General features: G+C 40.3%; 16 protein-coding genes. 7 read left to right on the top strand and 9 right to left on the bottom strand.

The features are described from left to right. Window positions 1–160: 160 nt before the first annotated feature. On the bottom strand, window positions 161–1,204 hold the full coding sequence (locus WAE64_RS24135) for a serine hydrolase domain-containing protein (protein ID WP_340240665.1): 1,044 nt from the start codon (window positions 1,202–1,204) through the stop codon (window positions 161–163). Between the two features lie 290 nt (window positions 1,205–1,494). On the opposite strand from WAE64_RS24135, the gene WAE64_RS24130 reads away from it, so the two are divergent. Together WAE64_RS24130 and WAE64_RS24125 are read left to right on the top strand one after the other, a co-directional pair. Next, window positions 1,495–2,163: a hypothetical protein gene (locus tag WAE64_RS24130; protein ID WP_340240664.1), complete on the top strand. Its 669-nt coding sequence runs from the start codon at window positions 1,495–1,497 to the stop codon at window positions 2,161–2,163. 206 nt (window positions 2,164–2,369) lie between these two features. Continuing rightward, on the top strand, window positions 2,370–2,996 hold the full coding sequence (locus tag WAE64_RS24125; protein WP_340240663.1) for a hypothetical protein: 627 nt from the start codon (window positions 2,370–2,372) through the stop codon (window positions 2,994–2,996). Window positions 2,997–3,130: 134 nt separating this feature from the next. Here WAE64_RS24125 and WAE64_RS24120 read toward each other — a convergent pair whose 3' ends face one another. From WAE64_RS24120 to WAE64_RS24110, 3 genes are all read right to left on the bottom strand, one after another. Continuing rightward, on the bottom strand, window positions 3,131–3,334 hold the full coding sequence (locus tag WAE64_RS24120; RefSeq protein WP_340240662.1) for a hypothetical protein: 204 nt from the start codon (window positions 3,332–3,334) through the stop codon (window positions 3,131–3,133). A gap of 611 nt (window positions 3,335–3,945) precedes the next feature. Further along, window positions 3,946–4,398, bottom strand: coding sequence for a hypothetical protein (locus tag WAE64_RS24115; protein WP_340240661.1), 453 nt, complete (start codon window positions 4,396–4,398; stop codon window positions 3,946–3,948). A 41-nt stretch (window positions 4,399–4,439) separates the two neighbouring features. Then, the gene (locus tag WAE64_RS24110; RefSeq protein WP_340240660.1) at window positions 4,440–4,865 is read right to left on the bottom strand and encodes a DoxX family protein; all 426 of its coding nucleotides are present in this window, start codon (window positions 4,863–4,865) and stop codon (window positions 4,440–4,442) included. Window positions 4,866–5,581: 716 nt separating this feature from the next. Between WAE64_RS24110 and WAE64_RS24105 the strand changes: the two genes are divergently transcribed. Continuing rightward, window positions 5,582–10,024, top strand: a complete 4,443-nt coding sequence (locus WAE64_RS24105; protein ID WP_340240658.1) for a tape measure protein — start codon at window positions 5,582–5,584, stop codon at window positions 10,022–10,024. On the opposite strand, the gene WAE64_RS24100 is transcribed toward WAE64_RS24105, so the two are convergent. Then, on the bottom strand, window positions 10,021–10,437 hold the full coding sequence (locus WAE64_RS24100; protein ID WP_340240656.1) for a hypothetical protein: 417 nt from the start codon (window positions 10,435–10,437) through the stop codon (window positions 10,021–10,023). The two genes, WAE64_RS24105 and WAE64_RS24100, sit on opposite strands and share 4 nt — an antisense overlap. A gap of 498 nt (window positions 10,438–10,935) precedes the next feature. On the opposite strand from WAE64_RS24100, the gene WAE64_RS24095 reads away from it, so the two are divergent. Then, a complete protein-coding gene (locus WAE64_RS24095) occupies window positions 10,936–11,331 on the top strand; it encodes a response regulator (protein WP_340240655.1) in 396 nt (131 codons plus the stop codon). A 74-nt stretch (window positions 11,332–11,405) separates the two neighbouring features. Beyond that, a complete protein-coding gene (locus WAE64_RS24090) occupies window positions 11,406–14,054 on the top strand; it encodes a PAS domain-containing protein (RefSeq protein ID WP_340240653.1) in 2,649 nt (882 codons plus the stop codon). Window positions 14,055–14,087: 33 nt separating this feature from the next. Here the strand turns inward: WAE64_RS24090 and WAE64_RS24085 are convergent, their stop codons facing one another. The 3 genes from WAE64_RS24085 to WAE64_RS24075 all read right to left on the bottom strand — a co-directional run bounded on the left by WAE64_RS24085 (window position 14,088) and on the right by WAE64_RS24075 (window position 16,312). Continuing rightward, entirely contained in the window at window positions 14,088–14,504 is a 417-nt protein-coding gene (locus tag WAE64_RS24085) for a hypothetical protein (protein WP_340240651.1), read from the bottom strand. A gap of 285 nt (window positions 14,505–14,789) precedes the next feature. Further along, window positions 14,790–15,770, bottom strand: coding sequence for a glycosyltransferase (locus WAE64_RS24080; RefSeq protein ID WP_340240649.1), 981 nt, complete (start codon window positions 15,768–15,770; stop codon window positions 14,790–14,792). Window positions 15,771–16,072: 302 nt separating this feature from the next. Further along, window positions 16,073–16,312, bottom strand: coding sequence for a hypothetical protein (locus WAE64_RS24075; RefSeq protein ID WP_340240647.1), 240 nt, complete (start codon window positions 16,310–16,312; stop codon window positions 16,073–16,075). A gap of 773 nt (window positions 16,313–17,085) precedes the next feature. Here WAE64_RS24075 and WAE64_RS24070 point away from each other — a divergent pair. After that, window positions 17,086–17,484: a response regulator gene (locus tag WAE64_RS24070; protein WP_340240646.1), complete on the top strand. Its 399-nt coding sequence runs from the start codon at window positions 17,086–17,088 to the stop codon at window positions 17,482–17,484. Window positions 17,485–17,500: 16 nt separating this feature from the next. Here WAE64_RS24070 and WAE64_RS24065 read toward each other — a convergent pair whose 3' ends face one another. Continuing rightward, the gene (locus WAE64_RS24065; RefSeq protein WP_340240645.1) at window positions 17,501–19,303 is read right to left on the bottom strand and encodes a 3-coathanger stack domain-containing protein; all 1,803 of its coding nucleotides are present in this window, start codon (window positions 19,301–19,303) and stop codon (window positions 17,501–17,503) included. A gap of 397 nt (window positions 19,304–19,700) precedes the next feature. On the opposite strand from WAE64_RS24065, the gene ggt reads away from it, so the two are divergent. Then, window positions 19,701–21,458, top strand: coding sequence for a gamma-glutamyltransferase (gene ggt, locus WAE64_RS24060; RefSeq protein ID WP_340240643.1), 1,758 nt, complete (start codon window positions 19,701–19,703; stop codon window positions 21,456–21,458). Window positions 21,459–21,485: the final 27 nt, after the last annotated feature.

The following is a 21,485-nucleotide window of genomic DNA, read 5'->3' as shown; positions in this document are numbered from 1 at the left end:
GGTAAATAGGGTGATTTCTGTCCACTCAGAGTCTCCCGAAGGCACGTAGGGGACTCTGAGTGCGAGGATATTAGTTAGGCCTCAGAGTCCCCTTGCCTGGCTTTGGCAGGCGCACACGGGAGACTCTGAGGCGATATCAAAGCCATTTTAACACCTCTGTCTACTTACTCCTAAAATAATAATCAGCAAGGGCATTGGCGATGGCTCTTGGATTGGCTTCGTCGGTATTCGTCAGAATGATAATCGAGAAGCCATCATTTACAAAACGTGCATATACCGACCTGAACCCGATATTTGAGCCGCCATGTACAATTAATTTATGGCCTTTGTATTCGTCAATCAGCCAGCCGAAACCATAATGTTCCTTTGAGTTTGCGTTGTCAGACGTTTTAATAAACGGTGTCCAGAGTTTTTCCCAATTGTCTTTTTTAAGAATAATTTTTTCTTCGCTGAGTGCCTTTTCCCACTTAATCATGTCCGACGAAGTAGAGAGAAACCCACCGCTGGGGCGAATGCCTAGCATGGCTGTGGCATTAATCAGGGTGCCTTTGTTGTGCATATAACCGCTGGCACGATTCGGGATAATCTGGTAGAAATCGGTCAGGTAGCTGTTGTTCATGCCCGCTGGTAAAAACAGTTTCTCACGGATATAATCTTGCCAGGGCATGCCACTCACCTGTGTAATAATTTCGGCCAACATAAAATAGGCTAAATTGCAATACTGGTATTTTTCGCCGGTTTTAAAAACAAGCGGCAAGTTGTAGGCCGACTTAATAACGCTTAAATCAGACTGGATTTTAAAATTATCATAAGCAGGCGCTTCTCTCTGCAAACCCGACGTGTGCGACATGAGGTGTTTTACTTGAATAGCTCGCCATGTTTCGGGCGCATCTGGGAAAAACTTATGCACCGAATCTTCGATACTTAGTTTGCCCTCTTGCATTAAATGCACAATAGCCGTTGTAAAAAACTGCTTACTAACCGAACCAAGCCGAATGACGGTTTCGGCGTTTACAGGTACGTTTAGCTCTACATTGGCTAGTCCGTAGCCTTTGTTTATAGTGGCTTGTCCGTTTTTGATAACAGCGAGCGAAAGCCCGACAATTTTTTGTTTTTCCATCATTTGCTTCACGATAATATCGGTACTATCAATCTGCGCAAACGACAAGGCAGGAATCAGTAAAAAGAGTAGTAGTTTTTTCACTTAAGTATACTAATTTGCTGTTGAAAACTGAATTTAAAATAGTTGATAAACTAAAGTACATGATTATATTTGAAAAGCAAATTGTTTGTGGAGGATTGGAAGGCTCTTGCTTAACTTTGAAATGTCTATTTGGAAAGCTTTAAGAGTAAAATAGCTTATAAATGAAAACCTTAGATAAATCATAAATACTAATAGCAATATTTAAAAGAAAAGGCTAAGAGGGCGAATTTATCAGAAGAAACCGCCCAAACAGATTTAACAAGCATAAACCTGACAACCAGACTACCTAAATGATAAAGACAATTAATGTATTTCTTTATACTTGCTTAAGCCTAACAATTTTTTTGATTGTAATACATATTAAAAAAATTGACTATTATGAAAACCCATCAAAAGGAATTATAGAAAATATATATACTGGGCTTACAAAAATTTCGACACATTTTTCTAGAGAAGACAGTTTAGATTATAGATTAAGCCTAAGTTTTAACCACATTCAAACACAAATATTAGTAGACAAAATTGAGATTTATGCTGAAGGGATTAAAAGTAGCCAATCTAATGTATTGAAGATTAAAAAAATCTTGCCATACAGTGGAATGCACAATTGGAACATTCCTGAATTTAAGAAATATTCAGAAATTCCATCGAACCTAAAAATACTAAATCTTGAAAATAATCCATACTTTGCTTTTGACTTTATTTTAAGTTCAGAATCAAATTTAGAACTTGAAAAATTCAAAATAAAAATATTACTTAATTTTACTGAGAATTTAATTTCTAAAAATTTAGACAAGGAGTTAATAATTTTAAAGAAAAATAAAATACAATTTAAACCATTAGACAATCATAGCGATGGAACTTTGATTTTACTACCATTTTTAATAATCATATCGAGTGTACTTGCGATTTTTAAATTTCAATATAAACGAAAACAAAAAAAAGCAAAGTGGGAATAAAAAACGATTTTATGTCGCCTCAACTTCTCCCAAAGGCACTTAGGGGTTCTGAGTGCAAGGGAATAGTTCTCTTTGCCTGGCTTTAGCAGGCGCACACGGGAGAATCTGAGGCGACAGCAAGAAATTGAACCTGTTTGTCCATAAAAATATAATTTATGATTTTTTATTAAGACTTCTTATGAAATTCTTAAAGTAATAATTCCTGAATGAAAATATATATAACGATAATACTATTATTATTGACTCCCAATGAAGTTTTTGCACAAAAACTTTCATTGGGAGTTCTTGCAGGTTATACTATGAATTTTGAATTCACAAAATCAAATAGCCTTTATCTAAGTACTACTACAGAAAAATCGATAGACACAAAACCGAGATTAAGCTTTGGTGTTTACAGTGAATATAAAATCGGAATGAAATTAAGAGCAGGTTTACAAATAAAAAATATCAGAGTTTTTCAAACCCTTAATCAAGATATGCAGGGAAATCCTATTTTTAGTCACATCAATGCTGTATATGAAACTATTAACTTTTCACATTATTATACCTATAACGTGAATACCCATTGGCGTTTTTCTCTAGGAGCTTATTATAATCTAAAAGCATTTTATGGTGTTGATTTTGTGCCAATTCCATCTACCAGCAATTTTGGTGGAAGTTTAAAAGTAAATAATAATATGTTTGGTAGTTTGTTAAAAGGTGAATATCAATGGAGAAAGTTGAGTTTAGAAGGCGGATTTATGTACCCTTTTACGTCAACCTCAAAAAGCTACTCCACTCAATTTTATGTACCTACTGCTTTTTTGCAATTAAAATATAATTTTATTAAATAACTTATTTCCCAGAAACTGGCTCGTTTCGTCCACTCAGAGCCTCCCGAAGGCAAGTAGGGGAGTAAAGACCTAACCCCCAAATTACCCGTGCCACGCCCTGTTGCCGACGAGTATAGGCGTGCCACGGGGCATGGCTATGGCGTTGAGGCCGTTGTTTTGGCATTCGGCGAATCTAGTTTAAGACGGTTTACGTTTTTGTATTTCAAATCGTTTGTGTCTTTTCTGACAAGGATATAGAGGATAATAGCTGCCAAATACAATACCATCAGGAGCGTCCAGATTTTTAGTTGTTTCAGGTTGGCACTTTCTTTAAGCCATATTTTTTTTGTTCTGCTCATCGTCTTCTAATTTTTTAATGGCAATTCTTTGGCGCAGCTACTGATTTTTATGTGTCAGCTTGCGGCCTTGGGCTTGCCGTTGAAACAATCGATTCGTAAGTATCAACAATGGCAAAATGCGTAAACCGCTACCAATGGCACAAAACCATGCATAGGGTGTAACAATTGCCGGCATAAGCAATGCCTAAAGCGGCCATGTTGGTGCAGCAGATTTATAGAGTTTGTTGTACGAACGCCAAAAAAATAGCATTTTAGCGTCTTGCGTATAATGATACCGTTAGCGAAAAGCACGGTATTTTTGAGTGGCTTTTAGCCTGCTAAGTAAGGCTAATCGGCCATTTATTGAAGGCAATTATCGGTATTTGGGTAACGCTATGGGCAAAAAAATATTGTTTTGCACCAGCAAAAAGCCTCTTTTTCTGACAATTAGCCGTTTAAAATTCTTCGCAAAAGAAACATACCTTAATTAAAACGCCTACTTTCGCCATTGTTGATGGGTAGCGATTTACACACATAAGGGCATTGAAGTAACAAACAGGAAAACAAAAAAGGTGAAAGCCTTTTAATCGGCTTTCACCTTCTTGGTGTGTGTGGCAAGTAACTGTACTCTATTATCTGTTAAAATCCTTATTCGGGGCTTTATCGCCCGGATTGATATTCTGGTCTGAATCATGCTGAGACACCATGTCTCGGTCTTCATCAGTTGATGCCTCTTCAATTTCTGGCACTTCTTCGGGCGTTTCTTGCGATGTTTCGTTAATATCTCGCTCACTATTGCCCGAGTAATCGGCCTGGCGATTAATGGCATCGCTGGCATCTACATCATATTCTTGCCCGTCCTGGCCTCGGTAGGGGCTGCTTTGGTCGGCCTGCTCGTTGTTATGCAGGTTGCCGCCCTGTTGCTTATTGGCATCGCTTTGTCCTTGTTGTTGGCTTCGGTTCTGTTGCCCTTGCTGGCCTTTGTTTTGGCTGTTTTGTTGTGCCTGTTGGCCGCTGTTTTGTTTGCCATCTTTCGTTGCAGGAATCTCATCCTCACGGCGTGGCGTGTTTTCTATATTGTTCATTTTGTTGTATGGTTTAATTGATGTATTCTGATGTAAAAACTCTATGCCAGCACCTTTAAACCCCGGGTGCGTATGGCCTGCCATGCCCCCGTGCTCCACAAAGCCCACATAACCAGCACAGGCTGAAAAAATAACCGAATAAGCCGTGCGTTGTCGGTATTGAGCCCAAAGGCATCTCGTTTATTGACATACTGCGCAATATTCCCCGGGAAAATCAACACAAAAAATGTGGCTACAATTAGCCCCACCCAGATACGTTTTTTGCGCACAAATACCAGCGCCAAGCCTAGTGCAATTTCAACAATACCCGAGAGTACCACCACCAAATCGGTGTCGAGCGGTACCCAGTCAGGCACTTGCGCCGGAAACTCAGCCCGCAGAAAAGTAAGGTGCCCTGTGCCTGCAAACACAAGACTAAGCCCTAGCAAGATTCGGGCTATATGCTGAAATGTGGATGTCTGTATCATATTTTTTTATACAAAAGCCATTTTGGTTTGCCCGGCTAGTAAGTAAAACTTATTTTGAGGGTTAAAAAATTTGTACCATTGGGTAGGTGTGGAGAAAAATGGACAATAATTTCTGGCCGTAAAAGTCCCGTAAGTAAAGGTGTAGAAACCCCCGCAACCAGCCCTGAAAGGCATCAGAATTTGACATCTTATGTCAGTGAAAGTGCTACGTTTAGGTATTAACGTTTGATGCCTAAACTGACACCTAAGCTTTGCTAAAGGTATCAGAATCTGATGCCTTAACTGATACCTAAACGATAAAATAGCCACTTTAGGTGTCAAAAATTGTGAGCTTAAGTGCACCCTAACCTGATACCTAACCTAACACCTAAGCTGATACCTAAACTGACACCATTAAATAAACTAAACTAAACAAAACTAAATTTTAATAAAAATAATAATATACTCTTTGAGCAGTTTGCATTTTTGCTGATTGATTTTTTTGCTTTAAAAAATTTCATTCAAAAAAAATAAGGGCTAGGGGGGCGGCGCGCGTCAGCGATTTTTGTCGCAGGAAAACTGTCAGTGCATTGGCACAGGGTTTGGCATTGCTTGTGCTGACGGGTGAAAAAATATTTTGAAAAATTTTAAAAATATTTCTTGGTTTTATGCTTATGATGTAAGCGTAAAATGTTATATTTGCTATTACAAAAAATCCAACACAACAATTCTACGAAATGAGTAATTTGCATTTTACGGCGTCTATTGATGCCGCAAAGTTTAACAAAACTTTGGAAGATATTGAGAAACGAATAAGAGGCATACAAGAAAGCGCAAATACAAGCCAACCCTGGTTTAGTGCCGCCAAAATAATTGAAGCCAGCGAGGTAATAGGGGTGCTGAAAGAAGTAGCCGGAAGCATTATCAAGGTTAGGGGGGAGTTTCAGCAATTGGAAGTTTCGTTTGGCGCAATGCTCAAAAGTAAGGCCGAGGCCAACGCCATGATGCAAGACGTGGTACAGATGGCGGCGCAGTCGCCTTTTGAGTTTGGCGCTATTGCCGATGGCGCAAAGCAACTCATTATTTTTGGCGCAAATGCCCAAACAGCCACCAACGACCTGAAAATGCTTGGCGATATAGCCGTTGGCACAGGTATGCCAATCAACGACTTAGCGGCTGCCTACGGAGCCATGCGTAAAGAAGGCGAAGCCTCAAAAGACCAACTCGAAGAACTGGCAGGCAAGGGTATTCCGATTTATGCTGAGTTGGCCAAGACCTTGAATGTGAGTGTTGATAGTGTGAAAATCTGGGCCGAAGCCGGAAAGATAGGATTCAGCGAAATAGAGCGGGCTTTTCAGGGGATGACTGCGCAAGGCGGAATGTTTGGCGGCTTAATGCAACAGCAATCGGAAACCTTGCAAGGGGCTGTAACCAAATTGAGCAATGCATTCGGCAATCTGTTTAATGGCGTTCTTCAAGGTCAAGAGGGTTTTCTGGCATCAGCTATATCAGCTAGTGCCGACATGGTGAATTATTTCGAGAAGAGCATTGATTCATTGAAGGTGCTGGTTGCTATGTATGGGGTTTATAAAACTGCTGTTATTGCTACCTCGGTAATTCAGTCTTTAAGTGCCAGTGCTTCTGCCTGGAGTACAATTACAAATGCAATTAAGAGTTCTACAATTGCACAACAAGCATTCAACTTGGTAGCAAAAACTAACCCTTATGCTTTAATAGCTACTATTGTAATTACGGCAGCAGCAGCGCTTTCGACATTTGGTGAAGAGACCTACGAGATAATTAAGGCAACAGATTTGCTGGCAGAGGCTACTAAGGAAATACAAACCGAGATAGGTAAACAGAGAGACGAAATCGCTTCTTTAGTGTCAATTTTACAAAATCAGAACATCGCCGAAAGCGTCCGCCTTGAAGCTTACGAGAAACTTAAATCTATAAGTCCGGATATTCTGAGAGGGCTCGATTTTCAGACTGCTAAAACCGCCGACCTTACCAAAGCTGTTAATGATTATATAAATGCGGCAGAGCGAAAAATTACTATTGATGCAAATGCTGACAAACTTTCGAAAGTAGTAGCGCAAAAAAATGATTTCGAACAGAAATTATTGGCAGCAAAAGAAAAATTAGACGAATTAGAGAAAGCCCCTAAAGCACCCTATGTTTATACAGGGTTTGGTTTGGATAATAGACGTTATGATGAGTCAAAATTACAAGCAGCTCGTAATGAAGTAAAAAGTCTGACAGAAAGCCATACTCAGGCACTAACAGAAATGATAGAAGTCAGGAGTGCTTTTGAAAAAGCCTATACTGCTACGCCTGATGAATTTGTAAAGAAAGAAATACAGAAATTTGAAATACTCCGTAATGGTTTAGATAAAACAAGTAAACAATACAAGGTCTATGAAGACGCAATTAATCGTTTAAAGGAAAGTGTACAAACTACAGCCGGAGAAGGTAAAACAGGAAAAAGCTTTGCTCAAGCTTTAGCCGAAGCTAACACGAAAGGGAATCTTGCCCTTGTAAAAAGTCTTGCAAAAACAGAAGAAGATATTGACCTATACCTGAAAACTGTTCAGGACAAGAAAAAGAAAATTGACAAAAGCACTGCTGAATACAAAAAGTTAGCAAAGCTTGAAGATTATTTAAAGAAACAACAAAAAGGTAGCACCGATACCGCCGCCCCATTTGGCAGCCTTGCCTATTGGCAAGCCATATCAAAAAAAGCAAGCGAAGTATTAGCTAAACTCAACCCGCTTGATAAAACCAAACAAGCTGATATTGCTAAACTCCAGAGCCAGAAACTTGAAGCTGACCTGAAAGCCGAAGAAGCAAGTAAACTGATTGCCGTAAAAACGTCGGAGCAGATTTTTGAAGAAAAACGCAAACAATATGAGCAATACCAGCAATGGGTAGCCATGAAAGGCAAAGCATCGGCCGATAAAGAATATGCCGACTTGTTGCAGTCGGGCAATAGTTATCAGGAGTATATCGGCAGCCAAATCAATAACCTGGAAGTAAAAGTGAGCACAGGTACTGCTACCGACAAAGACCGTGAGGCACTGATAAAACTCCAGAAAGAAGACCAACGGATTTTTGAGCAGGGGCTGGCAGAGAAGAAAACCCAATATGAATTATACAACCGTTGGGTAACATTTGCAGGCAAAGAGGCCGCCGATGCTCAGTTTAAAGACTTGTTGCAGTCGGGGGCTAGTTATGAGCAGTATATTGAAGGGAAAATCGGCGGAATCAAAGCCAAACAAACCAGCGGCACGGCTTCAACAACCGATTTAGAAAACCTGGTAACCTACCAGTTTACGCTCGAATCGGTTTCGCAGAGCTTCGAAAAATACAAACAGCAGATAACGGCAGCCGGAGAGAAAACAGGCACAATGACCGAGAAACTGGCTTTGTTGAAAGAAGAACAAGAGAAAATAGGCAAGTCAGACCCACAAAAAGCAGGTTTCATTGCCGAGCAGATTGTTGAAACCGAAAAGAAACGCAAAGACCTGATTAAGGATTTTCTGACTGAAAATAATCTGAACGAAGAAAAACGGCTGGCAATTCAGAAAAAATATGATGATTTAAGGGCGGGGCTAGACCAGGAGTATGCTGATAAGAAAAGCGCTATCTACCAAGAGGCATTAAATAAAATAAATCTGCAAGAGCAAAATTCACTTAATGAATTGAATGGAGGGTATGATGATAAAGCAAAGGATGTAGAAAAAGAACTGACGGCTATTCTTGAAAGCAAAAAAAGAGGTGAAATAATTGCATTTATTAAAGATTATAATGCAGAATTAGAAAAGATGAAACTTGTCGGGCAAGCAGGTACAAACGCATATAATAAGATTGGCGAATCCATTGAAATCGCTAAAAAGAAATTAGCAGAAATAGATGTAGATACCACCCGTGAAGTGTTCAATATTTTAGGCCAAGTAGGGCAGGAGTTATCTAATGCCGATGGTAATTTAGGTAAATTTGGAAAATCTCTGGCAGAGGCAGCCAAGCAGGCAAACCTTGTTTTTTCGATTATAAAAACGGGAGCTAAAACCACCGAAATAGTTACTTCTGTAACAGGTTTGGTATTAAACCTTATTTCTAAAATCATCAATCAGAGAAAAGAGGAACAGCGTATGCAATTAGCCTATAATAAGGCTATGAATGACTATAATATCTTGCTTACCGAACGTATCCGCCTGCAATCAATAGCTAATTCTAACGGCTTTACAAAAAATTACGAAGGACAAATAAATGACACCGCCGCTGCGCTAGTTAAAGCTACAACTGATTACTCAAATGCAATTCAAGCCATGCAGAATGCAAAAGGGCCTCAACTTGCCGGAAAGCCAATTTTTGGTATTTGGGGCAAAGAAGTGCTTGCTCCAAACGTGACCCAAAGATTCCCCGACTTAATCAATGCTGCGGGAGAGCTAAATGTAGAGTTAGCAAAATCGCTGCTGAATACTGAAGCATTGGTTGATGAAGAAAAAGTGCTGGTTGAAAATGCCATAAAAACAGCAGAGGCACTGGAAAAAGTCCGTGAACAAGGTAAAAGCATTATCCAGGACCTTGTCGGCCAGATTTCTAATAATCTTCGCAATGCACTTGTGGATGCATTTAAGTCTGGTACAAGTGCCGCCGAGGCTTTTGGTAAATCAGTTGCCGAAATAATGGCAGATGTGGCATCAAAATTAATGTTTGACAAAATCATGCAACCTGTGTTTGATAGGCTGGCCAAAGAAATTGACCATTCTTTATATGCGCCCGATGGCGACAGAAACGTATTAGATGATTTTGAGCGGTATAATGAATACGGTCAGGAGGCTGCCAATGCGTATGTTGAAGGGCAGAAGTACATTCGAGAAACGGTCAAAAATGCAACAGGTATAGACCCATACGCAGATATTAAGGATAAAGACGCAAACACACTCTCGGGCTCAATAAAATCAATAACCGAAGAAACTGCTGGGGTTTTGGCCGGGCAAATGAATGCCATCCGTGTTACGCAGGCTACCAATCTGGAGGTGAATCGAGGTCAGTTATTGGCCTTAAACAAAATCGCCACAAACTCAGAATTTCTGCAACACCTTGAGATTTTGAAGAGTATTGATAAGAAATTGAGTAGTGGCGATGGTTTAAGGTCGGCAGGATTAGATAATTAATCAAACTTAAAATCAATATCTCTACTGGCTGACGATAGCGTGATTGTCTGGCCTCGCCAATAAACCGTAACGTTGTCTGATTTGTTTTTGCTTACACATATAAAACCATACACGCCGTAGTCGAGGTTAATGCTGGCTTCACCCTGACTGTCGAGTACGAGTTCTTGGTTAGCTTTGAAGGTCTGGGTAGCGTTTTTAATGGTACCCTCACCATCAAAACTCAGCCCCGAAGCCCCCACGTTTACATCTTTAAAAACATACACTTTTGAGCCTGCATCAGGGTTTGTTACTACACTTAAATCGGGCATTGTTTTTGAGTAAACAGCCTTGATTTTCACAGTTCCGGTTTCTGCTTTATCTTTCTCGCACGATACCATGCCTACTAGCAGAACAAAAAAAACTAAATACTTCATAAATTTTGTGCTTGTTTGGTGAAGCTACAAAAATAAGAAAGAATCAGCATAACGCAGCTACCTGAAATCGTTTGTCAGAAACCAGCTTCAGCTCGCATCCTGCCGCTTTCATCACTTTACAGCTCGTTTGGGTTGCAGATATGGTTTTAGATTTACAAGCCCGTGCCAAACTTTATTTTACCGTGCTAAATCGATTTTGCTATTTTGCCAAGTGGTGCTATTTTACACTGAAAATACTATCGAATATAGCTTTAAAGCCAATAAATGGTATGATTCCAAGCAATAAAGTGTTACTATTACAATTAATCTTTTTTTGAAAATTTATATTAAAAATTTCGCTACCTTGTGGCATAGAATTTGTGCCTTAGAAAAAATAACCTACAGTTTTTTCTTAGCTATATATAAGAACCACATCTAATTTACAAAGGCCAAGATTTCTGATAATTACTTTAGAGCATTCCTTATTTTAAATTACTAAACCTAGAACCCATATACACGATGGTAAAAAGATTACTTTGTGTTGACGACGACAGAATTACGCTAACTTTTATAAAGCTTTTAGTCACAAAGGCATCTTTTGCACAAGAAATAATCACTAAAATGAATGGCAAAGAGGCCATTGATTATTATGGCGAGTTGTCTGCCTCATCTACGGAAAATTATCCTGACCTAGTTTTTCTAGACCTAAATATGCCCTATATGGATGGCTGGGATTTTCTGGATGAATTTGCCAGCAATTATTACCAGCAATTCAATAAAACCAAAATCGTAATTCTTTCGTCTTCCATAACCGCCTCCGAAAAAAACAAGGCACTTGCATACCCCATGGTTGTTAATTATTTAACCAAGCCTTTAACTATTGGTGCACTGCAAGACCTCATTGCTTTAGTATAAATTTTTGTCTGACAAACCTATGTTTCCTTACAGCACTAAACACAAACTGTTTTCTTACCCTAAAAAAGACTTTTATGAACGAGGATGTCGTATCTGCTGCAGGCATGATGAACCATTTAACTTCACAATTAAACCCTTATTTAATAGAGCAGATTGATTACAAAAATATTTTGGCCAACTATGTTGAAGATAGTTATCTGATTGTAGATACCAATTTACATATTGTCGACTTTGGGATTAATTTCAGAGAGCAGTATCTTAAATACTTCGGGCGTGATGTAAAAAGAGGTACAAGTATTCTGGATTACGCACCACAAGGCCGTGAGGAAGTGGTGAGCAGTTTTTATAAATGGGCCATGACCGGCGAAACCCTTGAAAATGAGGTAGAATTGCCAATGCCCAATAAAACCCTGATAAGCTATAAAAGCAAATACAGGCCTATTTATGGCAAAAACGAAAAAATTGTAGGTGTTTTTGTCTCAACAATCAACACTTCTTTAGAACGCAAAGCCGGGCAGACAGAATCTAACTTGAAGGCTATCTTTGATAATACCTCAGAAGCTTTTCTGTTGTTAGATACCCAAGGCATTATCAAAGCATTTAATAACAATGCCCGCCTGCTTGGCTTGCTGGGCAAAGAGCAAGAGTTAGAAGAAGACCGCTATATTCTGGACTTTATTGAAGACGACCGCAAAGCAATTATTCAGACTTATATTAATGAGGTGCTTACCGGTAAAACTGTTCAGTATGACCGCCCCTACCTGCAAGGTAATAGTAAGCTATGGATTAATTATTCGATTAGCCCCGTAATAGAAAATGGGCAGATAAAAGGAATATGTGCAACCGGCCGTGATATTACAGCCAGAAAAGCAGCCGAAGAAGAAATAGCCAAAAGAGAAACAAAGCTCAGGTCGATTCTTGCCAATAGCCATGATTTTTTATTTCTCTACGATGAAGATAAAAAAATAGAGTTTCTGAGCCCCATTATCGAAAAAGTATTTGGCTATAAAAACGCTGCCAATGAAATACCCAATATCCTGAACAACATTCATCCTGACGATTTAGAGAGCGTAATCACACAACTGCACAAGGCTTTTATCAGCCCCGAAGAGCCCATTGCTGCTTCCTTACGAATGCGCTGCAAAAGCGGTAATTATGTATGGCTTGAGGGAACATTTACCAATATGCTTATGGTAAAAGAAGTAAATGCCGTTGTAGGCAATTTTAAAGACGTATCGGAGCGCAAGGCATCCGAAGAGAATCAGGCGTTTCTGGCAGCAATTATTAATAATTCAGACGATGCCATTGTGAGTATTGATACCGATAAAAATATAATGAGCTGGAACAAAGGCGCCGAGAAAATGTATGGCTATACAAGTGCCGAAATAATTGGTAAGAGTATCTACCAGATTGTGCCCTTGAGCCTTTATCATGAAGAAGACAGCGTTTTTGATAAGATTTATAAAGGCGAGGTTGTCAGAAGTTTTGAAACCCGGCGCCGAACCAAATGGGATAAATTGATTGATATATCGCTCACAACATCGCCTATCAAAGATAGTAATAATAAAGTGATAGGGGTTTCTAAAATCGCGCGTGATATTTCTGAAAAAAAGCAGGCTGAAGAGAAAATACGCAGTAATGAGAGGCGATTCAGAAGCCTTTTAAAGAATAGTAACGATGGCTTGATTTTAATGAGCCTTGATGGGGTGATGCTTGAAATAAGCCAGACCGGAAAGCATATTCTGGGCTATGATGAAACCGAGCTGCTGGGCAAGACCCGATACGACCTTGTGCACCCCGATGATTTGAACAAGGTGGCAGATGCCTTTATGGATGTAGTAAGAAATAGTGAGAAAACCAGCTATTTTGAGTACCGCAGCCTTGCTAAAGATGGCAACTACAAATGGCTTGAAGCCAGTTACCAAAGCCTGCTCAACGACCCCGCAGTGGGGGCCATTGTGGTGAATTTCAGAGATATTACCGAACGCAAGAATCTGGAGATAGAACGCGAAAAACTAATAGATACATTAAACATAAAAAATACCGACTTAAGAAACTTCTCTTTTATTATTTCTCATAACCTGCGTGCGCCCCTGTCGAACTTGCTGGGTTTTGTGAGTTTACTTCAAGACATAAACATTGAAGATAGTATGCTGAAAGATATTTGTGAAAGTTTCAAGACCTCAACCATGCAGTTAGATAATACACTAAACGACCTGACAGACATAATTCTGATACGAGAGAACACCTTTGTTGAACAAAAAGAACTGAAATTTGAAGAGTTTTTTACGCAAGTAAAAAGCCAGATTAGCCATTCACTGCAAGAAATTCAGCCGGAAATTGAAATCGATTTCAAAAATGCCCCTGCTGTGTTTTTCAACGAGGCTTACCTGTCGAGCATACTGATGAACCTGCTTACAAACGCAATTAAATACCGTGCATACGAGCGCCCACTAAAAATTAAAGTTGAAACACAAAAAGATACCAAAGGGGTTGTGCTGAGTTTTACCGACAATGGCATTGGCTTTGATGTAAAGCGATACAAAGAAAGGATTTTTGGGCTTTATCAGCGTTTTCACGACCGTGCCTATGGCAAAGGGCTAGGGCTATTTATGATTAAAACCCAAATAGAAAGCCTGGGCGGAAGCATAGAAGTAGAAAGCACTGTTGATGTAGGTACTACATTCAGGCTAAGATTTAATGCCTTACCAATTTCGGCCTAAAGGGCTTGTGCCATGCGCAATTGTGCATGGCACTCAAAGACTATCTATTTGTGCTAACTCATATTCATTGGTTTCAGAAACTGAATAGATAAAGGTAGCACAAGCATTTACTTCCAGATTTATCTGGCCAATATCTATAAATGTTTTGTTTTCATAAAAGGAGATATTTTTGCTTTTTAATAGTGCTTTCAGCGCGTGAATTGAATGAAAAATTTTAACCTGAGTGTTTTCAAAGAAAAACTTCATGCTCGGATAATAGCATTTCAAAGAAATAAAATACAGGGTGTCGTTCGAAAATGAATACTGAACAGGGGGTATTTTAAAGATAGTTTCAGATATAGAACAGGCTAAAGCTGCTGGGTAAAGACTTTTAAATTCATGGATACTAGTTCCTGTTTTAAGACCATTAAATGTACCTGAATGAATGATGCCGTCTAGTAGTATATTCATATTTGCATTTGGGAGAGAAATAGACACAAAAAAGCCGCTTAGTGTTCACACCAAGCGGCTCATTATATCTTCGGAAACGGATACAACTATCTTGCTTGATGCGGAACCAGCCCGTACCAACAACAAGGTGTGTTATATGCCATTTGATTTTTCATGCTGCAAATTTAAAATATTTTCCGCATAATAAATAAGCGTTTTCTTGAAATATTCTTAAAGTTTCCCCTCAACAAAACCCCTCATAAACCCAAGCCCTCTTACCTCACTCAAACTTATGCACACCATTTATCACTCATAAAACGGCAGAAACTTTGGTGCTTGTGCCAGTAGTTTTGGCGGAGTGGCGTTTATGGCTTGGCCGTTGAGTACTTTTTCGTAGTATTTTAAATAGCCTAGAGTGGTTTGCCTCATCGTGAAATTGTCGGCTACGTATTCCGAGCATCTTTTGTTCGAGAATCTCCCCAAATCGTTTACCTGTGCTACAAGTTCCGATTTTTTGTCCGATAAAAACCCTACTTCTTCGTTCACTAGCTCAGGCAAAGCGCCGTAAGGCGTACCAAAAACCGGACTCCCCAGATACAGGCTTTCGATGATGGCAATGCCAAATGGCTCATGCCACAAAACCGGAAAAAGCAGCCCTTTCGACTGGCTCAACAAGTGGTTTTTTTTCTCGCCACCCACCATGCCGTAAAAACTTATGCTAGGGTAGGGCGTAAACCTGAACCCCATCTTTATATTCAGGCGGGTACCACCCAGCACGGCTAGTTTGTTGTGTGTCTGGCGGGCTATATCAATAGCACCTTTCACGTTTTTTACACGCCAGGCAGCCTTGGCCAGAAAATGCAGGTGTGTGCGCTTGTGTGTAAAAGATGGCGTACCGTAGTCGGGCAGATGAATGCCATTGTACACATAAGCCGTTGACTGATAGCGTTCGGCGTGGTTTCGGGATACAAAAATGGTGTTGCTGTCAAGCTCTTCAAAATCGTTGATATTGCCATGATTCACAACCACATAAGGTTTCGGCATGGCTTCTTTGGGTTTATCAAAGAGGTGCACAATATCAACATCGTTGGGTATTTGTAGTTCTATGGGTTGGTTTGTATTGAGCGGAATAACCCGTGCGAAGGCATTGCTTGTGCCTGCCGGAGCAAGGAATGTAACTTTATGGCCTAGTTGGTGTAGTTCACGGCCCATCCACCACAAAATGCGTTCAATGCCGCCGTAATTGCTTACAGGCAAAACGCTATTGCTTACAATAAGAATATGCATTATAAAATTGGTACTAGCTTGTGTCTGATGCCCCAGAAGGCATTTTCGGATTCCTTATATCACAACAATCCTGATTATGGCCGCAAGTTATACCAAATTATTGGATATTCGGATTAATAAAACGTTAAACGGCGTTGTATTGTCTGAACTTTGATTTACCGGTCCGCCGTCGCGGCTGATTTATGTGATTTCGCTGATTGATTACTGTTAATCATTATGATTATTATTCAAAAAAAATCATAATAATCAGCTCAATCAGCCGCGACGGCGGACCGTTAAATCAAAGTTCAAGACAGCACCAACTAATAACTATAAATCGAAATATTCATTATCCCCATTTTGGATGAGAAAGAGGATACATACCGGAGGCGTTCCTTTTCAAGGAAATTCTTAAATCTTTTCAGCGAACGCATGGTTGGCTCGCCATCTACTTTGATTTTTATCATCACAAAAAAATCGTTACCAGAGGTATTCTGAGCAATGAGTTTACTCAATTGTAGTGCTTCTGATACCTTGTTGCGAAGGTTGAATGCAGTTTTCATGGGATTTTAGTAAATAGAGAAAGTTTAATTAACAATGCTTTGTTGTACCACATTAAAGTTGCAGCAATTGCACAACCACCAAAAAGCTAAGTTTACAGGCTATTGTGGGCCTTTGCGCAAGAGGCTACTTATGCAATGCCCTGAATTTACTTAACGAATCATACAATCATTTATTCTTTTTTTTAATTTTATTAGGGTTCAAGAAATAAACGTTCTTCGAAAATTGTATTTTTTGTAGAGCCGTATTGATTAAGATTCAAGAAATAAGCATTCTTTAAATAAATCAGACCTATTCGTAGAGACGACATGCTGGCGTCTCCACAGGCCTGTAAACCTCAAAAAATGATATTTCAGAGACCAACCTAATAGATAAATTTCTAACATTTACAGTCCCTTGGAGACGCCAGCATGTCGTCTCTACAAAAGAACGCTTATTTCATGAATCTTAATAAAACTAAAACCACTACAAGGAAACGATTGTTTTTGGTAAGCATACAAAAACCTTTTCTTGAAGCTCTTTAAACTTTTTATTTAATGACGAAAATGTGCGAACGTGGCCCGATGCTTTTACCTTCATCTAATCGGGAAAGCATCATTTGGAGTCGAAAGAAATAAGTTTAAACAGCTTCCGTATAAAATAACTATTAAAATCGGGTTTATTGGTGTTTTTTTTACTTGAAATGCCAAAATAATTGCCTGAAATTGCTTTTCCGTTGTATATTTGAGTGTAAACCTAAAAAGTGCTGTAATTAAGTTACATAATTAAAACCTAGATGCAAGTACCTATACGAATTGTTTTAGCTGATGATGATGAAGACGACAGAGACCTTTTTCAGGAAGCTGTTGCGCTCACCGGAATATCTTATGTGCTTACCACAGTAAAAAACGGCCTCGAACTTATGCATCTGCTTCAGACCACCAGTAAGTTTGACCTCATTGTTTTAGATGTGAATATGCACCTTAAAAACGGCATCGAAAGCCTTGTTGAGATACGAGCCGATAAAACACATAAAGAAACTTTTTGTGCCATACTTACAACCGGTAGCAACAAGCATCTGGAAGAAGACGTGCTTGGTAAAGGAGCCGATATATTCAGAACAAAACCCTACAGTTTTAATGCTTTGGCCGATAGTGTAAACGAAATTATAATGGCTTACCAACAAAGCAGATAATATGTGTTGAGTTTTATCATAAACAAGCCTTAATCTCGGCTTTAAAAACGGTTCCTTGTTCAATACTCATGCCGCTTTGTAGAATAATGGCTTTTCCGGCCTGATAACTCACATTGCCACTAGCAATAGTGTTACTGGCTACAATAGAATTTTCTGCTTTACGGACGATATTCCCCGAAAACGGACTGTTGATGCTCATATTCATCGGGCAAGTACTTATCAATAAACGATAATCTTCGGCCTGCCCGCCTGCATTTACATTAGAGCTAAGCAAGCAGGGCGAAGTAATAGGTTTTAGGGCCATTATTACCCGCATTCTGGCAAATGTATTAGCGGTAGTGTTTTCAGGAATCAGAATATTGGTATTGTGCACAACAGCCGGAGTGGCCGTGTACACCAGCTCGCCATTATCGGTAAAATCGCCGTCGTTGTTGGTGTCGATATAAACATTGAGGTAGCACGGAATATCATTAGCCGATGTTACCGAAATAGGGTAGGTTTGGCCTTTGGCAACGGTGGTGGTATCGGTACACGAAAAATCCATGTAGTTTCGGCCGTCTACATAAGAGGTTGAACTATTGCGGTTGATGGTATTAAAACTTACATTCGTGATGCCAATGAGTGGGCTCAGTCCGCCATAATCCTGAAAATTACAGGCCGTAGCCATAGACGGAAAACCGATTGTTGTAACAGGAACATCAGCCGAATAAATCGTCTCATTACATAAATTAACTTTCAGTTTATAAACCCCGTTTTCGGTTGCTTTATAGGTTCTGCTTGTGGCACCGGGTATATCTACATTATTCCGCATCCATTGATAATTGAGCCAATATGTAGAGGCCGTCAGTTGAATCTCCGATGAATTGGAGCAAAAAACATTGGCATTTACTGTTAGGTCGGGCATTGGCGTATTTTCTGAATTTATCCAGCCTGGCATAAAGGTTTCCAGATGCATACGCATTCGTTCGCCTTGTTTTGGGGTAAAGCCTTGTACAGTGAAGGCATAACTCATCGCATTTAAACCCACATAACCTAGGGGCCTACCTGTACATGGGTTCGTTTCTGTTATTATTGTCTGAACTCTTGTATGAGGGTCAGTATCTTCTACAAAGTCGCCTTCTAATACAGGGTCGCTACCGGGGCATTGGTAAACGCCGGGTTGTTCTTGGTTGTAATCGTCTCCTTCAAATGTGTGATGCAGAAACAAAACATGGCCTAACTCGTGTGTCACTATATCAGAACTGACAAGGTTGAGGTTTAGGAACGCATCGTTTCCAAAAAAACCAAATCCACCCTGATTTGCACTAATATCATATATATATATGTTAAGGTATTTAGCCGAATCCATTCGAGAATACGCCCTTAATGCCCCAACATCAAACGTAGTTATGTCAGGCGTACGGGGCATCAGATTAATATTTTTCCTTATAATGCCATAATTAGCCTCGCAATCGGGGTCACCAGCAATTTTAAATTGTATTCTTGTGTCAGAACCAGCGCCGTCAAGTAGTTCTATATTTCTGTATTTTTTGTTTACTTCTTCAATTACACGTTCCAGATTGCTTCGTTGTATCTTAAAATCACCTTCATTCTCAGGGCTTATAATAATATGAAAAACCACAGGTATTGTATAAACCGTTGTATCGTTAGCGGCAGTTTTTCGGGTAGATGACTTTTGTTTTTTATGATTTTCTAATAACAATTGCTGCGAAGCAGTATAGGGTATTTTGCCCGATGTGCCACATTGTAGCTGTTGGGCATAGATAGTATTTATAGAAAGATAAAAAGTTAGAAGAAGTGCAGTAAGTAAAGTTTTCATTTTTCAAGAATTTTTTGGTTGAAAACATACGAGCAATGAATGTATCGGGAAATATGATATAAAATACCGCATTGGGTACAGACAGGGCACTGCCCTATCTTTACGTAGACGATGGATGAATTCTAATAAATCCGTTTTCATCCAACAGAAAATGATAGTTTTCTCCATTCCTTTTCATAAATCTACACATAATTTCGCTTTAGCAACAGGCCCCACGGCTATTTTATGATTATGTGGTTTTGTTATGATTTAACGGTAAGAAATCTATCCGATTCTATCGAAAATATTGAACAGATGAAGGGTATTGCACAAAAAAATCTTCTCAGTTCTTTACATTCTGCACGAAAAACCTAAATTTGTTTTTAGCAATACACCGATTACCCTAAAAACCAATTTAATGAAAAAAAATCTCCTTTTTCTTCTATTAGTACTTGCTGCGTGCAAAAATAAACCTACGCAACACCAGGAAATTAAGGGTCTGAGCGAATACGCCGTTGATGCACCGGGTATCCAGACTTTCTTCGATAAAAAAGGCGTGCTTGCCGAAAACGGCATGGTAGCCACAGCGCACCCGATAGCCTCGCAGGTAGGGGCCGATATACTCAAGGCCGGAGGCAACGCCATTGATGCCGCCGTGGCTACGCATTTTGCGCTGGCTGTGGTGTATCCGTGGGCGGGCAATCTGGGCGGCGGTGGTTTTCTGGTGTATCGTGATAAAGACGGCCACACTTACTCGCTCGATTTCCGTGAGAAAGCACCTGCAAAAGCGCACCGTGATATGTATCTCGATGCCAGCGGTAACCCGATTAGCGGCCTTAGTACGCTGGGGCATCTGGCTAGCGGTGTGCCTGGCTCTGTTGATGGCATGGTGAGCATGCACGAGCGTTTCGGCAAACTCTCGTGGGATAAAGTGGTGGCTCCGGCCATAGCTTTAGCCAACAATGGCATTGCTTTAACAGAGCGTGAGGCCGTAGGGCTTAACCGTGTAAAAGCTAATTTATTGCAGGTAAATGCGCCTGATTCGCCCTACTACATCCGTGCTGATAAACAGGCTTGGAAACAGGGCGACACCCTTGTGCAAAAAGATTTAGGCCGCATACTGAGCCTGATTCAGGCTAAAAAACGTGCGGGCTTCTACGAAGGCGAGTGCGCCGACCTGCTCGTGAAAGAAATGCAGCGTGGCAAGGGCATTATCACGCACGAAGATTTGAAAAACTACCATTCGGTATGGCGTGATGCCATTGTTGATACCTATAAAGGTTTTAAGGTGATAACCATGCCGCCAACTTCGAGTGGGGGAGTAGCCTTGATGCAATTAATGAAGTTTGTAGAGCCGTATCCGCTGAAACGCTGGGGCTGGAACGCCGACTCAACCGTGCAGGTGATTATCGAGGCCGAACGCCGTGTGTATGCCGACCGTGCCAAATGGCTCGGCGACCCCGATTTTGTGAAAGTACCTGTAAAAGAACTCACAAGCAAAAGCTACCTGAAACAACGCATGAACGATTTCTCGTTCGACAAAGCCACCGACAGCAAGGCTGTTAGCGGCGGTGCTGTGCCTGGCTACGAGAGCAACGAAACCACGCATTACTCGATTGTAGACAAAGCTGGCAATGCGGTTTCTATCACCACCACGCTCAATGGTGGCTTTGGTAGCAAAGTGGTAGTGCAAGGCGGCGGCTACCTGATGAACAACGAAATGGACGATTTCAGTATAAAAGCAGGTGTACCCAATATGTTTGGGCTTATCGGCAACAAAGCCAACGAGATTGCACCAAACAAACGTATGTTGTCATCAATGACACCAACCATTGTAGAGAAAGACGGCAAGCTGCTGATGGTAGTAGGCACGCCGGGCGGCTCAACTATTATTACCTCGGTTTTCCAGACCATCATCAACGTAATAGAACACGGCATGACGATGCAGCAGGCTGTAAATGCCCTGAAATACCACCACCAATGGCTGCCTGACAACACCACCTACGAGAAAAATGCTTTCAGCGAAGCCACTATCAAAAACCTGACAACCAAAGGCTATAATTTAGTGCCGATGTCGGGTTCGCTGGGTCGAATGGATTGTATCCTGCTGCGCCCCGATGGCAAACTAGAAGGCGCCTCTGACCCGAGGGGAGATAATACGAGTGTGGGGTATTAGGAGGATTGTCGATTTTCGATTGCGGAA

The organism is Emticicia soli, from assembly GCF_037860775.1.
Taxonomy (GTDB): Bacteria; Bacteroidota; Bacteroidia; order Cytophagales; family Spirosomataceae; genus Emticicia; species Emticicia soli.
This window is presented reverse-complemented; position numbering and strand designations above follow the sequence as displayed.